The organism is Rhodococcus sp. IEGM 1372, assembly GCF_030056835.1.
GTDB lineage: Bacteria > Actinomycetota > Actinomycetes > Mycobacteriales > Mycobacteriaceae > Rhodococcoides.
Map to the genome: position 1 here is coordinate 1 of NZ_JASHKS010000080.1, position 3,831 is coordinate 3,831.

A 3,831-nucleotide genomic window follows, 5' to 3' on the forward strand; every position below is an offset into this window, starting at 1 on the left:
TGAGCTCGGCGTGTCGAACCAAGGACCGGATCAACCGTTATTCAGACAGTCCCGCTGAATCCGAAAGGCGATAATCGCACCCACAATTACCTGACAGTTAGAGCGGCGAAAGAAGAACGATACGTAACACATTCGTGCATGATGTGCCCATGACTACCAGCGTCGTAGCTGCGACCGAGTCCGGTGTGACCGCGATTGCGGTGTGGACCTTGATTCTCGTCGTCATCGCTGCGCTCGGTGCCGCGTTGGCTGCGCTGAGTGTTCGACGCGTGGGCGCGAAGGAGGAGGTGATGTCGCGGGAGTTGGCGGCGTTGCACACCGCCGTCGATCGTCAGGTGCGCCAGTCCAGCGACAACGACTCGTGGAACCGCGACCAGGTGACCGCGCGATACCAGGAACTACTCTTCGCGCTGTCCAACGTCGATCGGGTTGTTGCCGAGGAGATTTCGGCAGCGGTGGTCTCCACTCCGGTCGGCGACCTGAAGGCTGCGACACGGTCTTTGGACAAGGCCTACGACCAACTGAATCTGGCGCTCACCGCCGCACTGGTGGTCGCACGCAGGCGCGTCCATCCGTTGGCGCTCGAGTTGTCCACGGGCATCGATCGTCGGGTGTTCGCACCGCTCGCTCCCGAAACCGGAATCCCCGCTCCCGCACACGAACGTCTGCAGAGCGAGCATGCCTACATCACCAGAATGCACTCGTTGCTGCTCAAGGCGATGCGCGCCGATCTGGGTCTGCTCGATCCCAGCGCCGAGGCGACACTGATCTTCACGACGAAGGAAGTGGAATCCGGTGTACAGGCGGACCGGTCGACGGCAGCCGGCCGCAGTGCCGTGCAGCTGATCGATCTGCTCGAGGATTTCGGTGTGATGCCATTGCTCGGGGCCGAGGACGACTTCGTCATGTCCGACGCGTTGCTGGTCCAGTGCGAGGAGCTCTACAGCGCGGTGAGCCCGAACTTTCAAGCGGTGCTGCGGCACATCGGCGACGAAATCCATCTCGCGATCAAGCCCGATCTCACCGACGATCGCCTCGAAGAGATCTACGAAATAGCGGTGCGACTGGTCGAAGCCGGATTGCGCGGAAACATCCACCGCAGAGACGGATTGGACGGCAGCAGCCTGTTCCTCATCGACCCGACCCACAAGGCGGGAATGGATCGGGTGTAGTTCGGACCTACTGCGCAGTCCCGCGCGAGCGGTGACGGACGAGCACCAACGCAGTTCCGATGACCAGCCCCACTGCGGCACCCCACGCCAGATACGCCTCGGTGTTCGGATTGATCGGTGCATCCGACGCTTCGGCCTGGCTGTACATCTTCAACGCCACTGAGGGAGCCCCGCCATCCTCGGGAGCCTCCAGGTCCGCAATAACTGCACTCAACTCTGTGGCCATAGTGTTCGCAATATCGGCCGCGAGCTCCGGCGAGGAATCGGTGGCGACGATGTCGAACACAACGGTCTCTGGCGAGTAGGTCATCGTCACCTTGTCGTCCAACTCCGCCGGAGTGAGATCGAGTGCTAGATCGGCGATCACTGCCGACGCAACAACGTCGTTCGTCACCAATCCCGCATACGCCGGAATCGCCTGTTGCGAGAACAGGTTTCCCTCGTACACATCAGGGCTGTACTTCGCCCCTGAGGTAGAGACGAACATCTGCGCACGCGATTCGTATACCGGTGTCGTCAGCAAGATGATCCCGAACGCCGTTGCCATCGCCAATGCGATCGACACCGCGACCACGCGCCAACCCGCACCGATGATCGTCCCCACACTTCGCACCCACATCGCGAGGGCTCTCGCTATCAGCTTCCCACCGGCCGGAAGCCCGCACCCGGTGCCCCCGATGCACTCAGCAATCGCATCGATTCCGACGCCGATGCGTAGGCGGTGGGACTGAGCAACGGAACGCCCGAGGCATGGCTGGCGATCCCGACGAGCGTGGTACCTGCCACCAGCGGTGCCCCGGAGTCGGCCCAGACGGTGACGGCATCGGGCATCAGGTCCCCGCCCCGGTTCTCGACAATGGTGCCGCACGTCAGTCCGCTGCCAACTCCGCTCTTGCAGACCGGCTGACCCACCGATCCGGTCCCGATGTCCGTCACGGTGACTCCGCCCAGACTGGACACCGGCGTGACCTTGGTGGGATCGAGGACGATGACGCCGTAGTCGGGTCCCCAATGCCCGACGGCCGTGGTGCCGACCGGGGCCGTGGGCGATCCGACGAGGGTGACGGGCAGACCCGTACGCAGAATGCAGTGGCCTGCGGTCAGGGCGACGAGTCGGCCGGCGTCGTCGTATCCGACGGCCGCGATGGAGCAGGCGGTGAGGTCGTCGATGCCTCCAGTGGTGACGAAGCCACTACCGGGTCCGACGACCGGAAGAGGTGCCGCAGCAGCGGTTCCGGGAGCCATCGCGCTGACGGCCAGCACCGCGGCAGCGAACAGTCCACTGACACAACCGAGTTGGGCCTTCTTCATTATGCGGATTCCTGTCCGGTGATCGTCGGGCCGGGGCGTAAGTGTCCTCAAATCCTGGCACAGATGACTCGCGCACGTGTACCGGGTGAGCGTTGCACGCGACAATACCTCCATGCGTACGACCACACGGCTAGGAGCATTTCAAGCTTCGTGCGCCCGATTGCATGGCCGCCCGAACGTTCGATTCTGTAAAGTCTCGACGCATGGCATACGGGTACGCGCGCAGCGCTGGACAACATCTCGTCGACCACCTGCGAGAGACCTTGATCGCGGCGTGGTACGAAATGGAAGACAAGAACGAGTTACCGACGAACGCGGAGCAGTACGCCGACTCGGCACTCCACACCGTCTTCGATGCGCTGTCAGGTGGCGTTGCGACGATCAACCGACAGAACGGCCTGTACCCCACTGACCCACGCGACCCTCGAAACGACAAGCTGTAGACGATTCTCGTCCGCTGGCGTGACCCCATCAGGGAGTCGAACAACCCTGTGCGCGAGCTCGCCGATGCGCCGGTCATCGCTGCCGCACACTCGTGCGGGTCATCGGACGGTCTCATCTACGGGAACGTGTTGCATTGCCCGCGCGGGTGCCTCCTAGATCCTTATTGCGCGAAGTTTTGGACCCGCCGCACCAAGACGGCCCAGGCAGTGTCGGACAGCTTGCCCTAAGCCGGTCCGACCGACTGAGCACGTTTGGCGAGAGCAGTAAGAGCCTGCTCACGCTTCGAGTTGCTCAGCGGGCCGCTGGCAGCATGCACTATTACTGCGTGCGCAACATCCCGCGGTTTCTGGAGCACAAGAGGTAGTGGCGGGTGCGGATCATCTGCGATGCCAAGATTGACCTCGCGAACATCTAACACGGTTACTGACGCCACCCCGTTGTCCGGGGCGTTCTTCGCGTCCTCCCACGTGAAAGAGTTGTCCTGCAGGATCGAATGCCTATAAACGGAACAGCCGTCATTCTTGTTGAACTTGAAAGCGCCCCTGCTGAAAACGATGCTGCCGTCAGTCTCGTCCACCAGAACCATGTGCTCCATTGGGATCCTTGGCACACGTCTATACAGCATGTCATCACCGGGAATGGTGAGGTCGTCTGCCTTGATCACAGGGGGCGCGACAGGAGGTCCGGCAGTCACTAGATCAGAATGCGCTTCTGAACTTTGGGGCTGAACTCCTCCAGAAAACGACGTGCTTCGTTGATCAACCGGGCGACTCCCTTAGCGTCGAACATGTCAACATCTGAATCGAAGCTAAAGAGCTCGTGGCCCTGGGGGGATAGCGCCCAAGCCACTGGCAGGTCCCCGATAGTCGGGCCACCGTGTTCTAGAGCCACGGTGTGATTGATT

General features: G+C 61.9%; 6 protein-coding genes. 2 read left to right on the forward strand and 4 right to left on the reverse strand.

Going from position 1 to position 3,831, the window contains the following annotated elements; all coding sequences use genetic code 11:
* The first annotated feature begins 149 nt into the window (after positions 1–149).
* Positions 150–1,172: a hypothetical protein gene (locus tag QM590_RS25660; protein ID WP_269596876.1), complete on the forward strand. Its 1,023-nt coding sequence runs from the start codon at positions 150–152 to the stop codon at positions 1,170–1,172.
* A gap of 7 nt (positions 1,173–1,179) precedes the next feature.
* Here the strand turns inward: QM590_RS25660 and QM590_RS25665 are convergent, their stop codons facing one another.
* Both QM590_RS25665 and QM590_RS25670 read right to left on the reverse strand, forming a co-directional pair.
* Positions 1,180–1,776 carry a YveK family protein gene (locus tag QM590_RS25665; protein WP_269596875.1) on the reverse strand — a complete coding sequence of 199 codons (597 nt, stop codon included), beginning with the start codon at positions 1,774–1,776 and terminating at the stop codon, positions 1,180–1,182.
* A 32-nt stretch (positions 1,777–1,808) separates the two neighbouring features.
* On the reverse strand, positions 1,809–2,483 hold the full coding sequence (locus QM590_RS25670) for a chymotrypsin family serine protease (RefSeq protein ID WP_269596874.1): 675 nt from the start codon (positions 2,481–2,483) through the stop codon (positions 1,809–1,811).
* Between the two features lie 203 nt (positions 2,484–2,686).
* Here QM590_RS25670 and QM590_RS25675 point away from each other — a divergent pair, with 203 nt between their 5' ends.
* Positions 2,687–2,926, forward strand: a complete 240-nt coding sequence (locus QM590_RS25675; protein WP_269596873.1) for a hypothetical protein — start codon at positions 2,687–2,689, stop codon at positions 2,924–2,926.
* A 224-nt stretch (positions 2,927–3,150) separates the two neighbouring features.
* On the opposite strand, the gene QM590_RS25680 is transcribed toward QM590_RS25675, so the two are convergent.
* A complete protein-coding gene (locus QM590_RS25680; protein ID WP_269596872.1) occupies positions 3,151–3,522 on the reverse strand; it encodes a hypothetical protein in 372 nt (123 codons plus the stop codon).
* 98 nt (positions 3,523–3,620) lie between these two features.
* On the reverse strand, positions 3,621–3,831 hold a 211-nt coding region (locus QM590_RS25685; protein ID WP_269596871.1), incomplete at its 5' end, for a hypothetical protein.

Coding starts and splice junctions, on each gene's coding strand:
- QM590_RS25660 (WP_269596876.1), top strand. CDS start 150: ATGACTACCAGCGTCGTAGCTGCGACCGAGTCCGGTGTGACCGCGATT.
- QM590_RS25680 (WP_269596872.1), bottom strand. CDS start 3,522: ATGGAGCACATGGTTCTGGTGGACGAGACTGACGGCAGCATCGTTTTC.
- QM590_RS25670 (WP_269596874.1), bottom strand. CDS start 2,483: ATGAAGAAGGCCCAACTCGGTTGTGTCAGTGGACTGTTCGCTGCCGCG.
- QM590_RS25675 (WP_269596873.1), top strand. CDS start 2,687: ATGGCATACGGGTACGCGCGCAGCGCTGGACAACATCTCGTCGACCAC.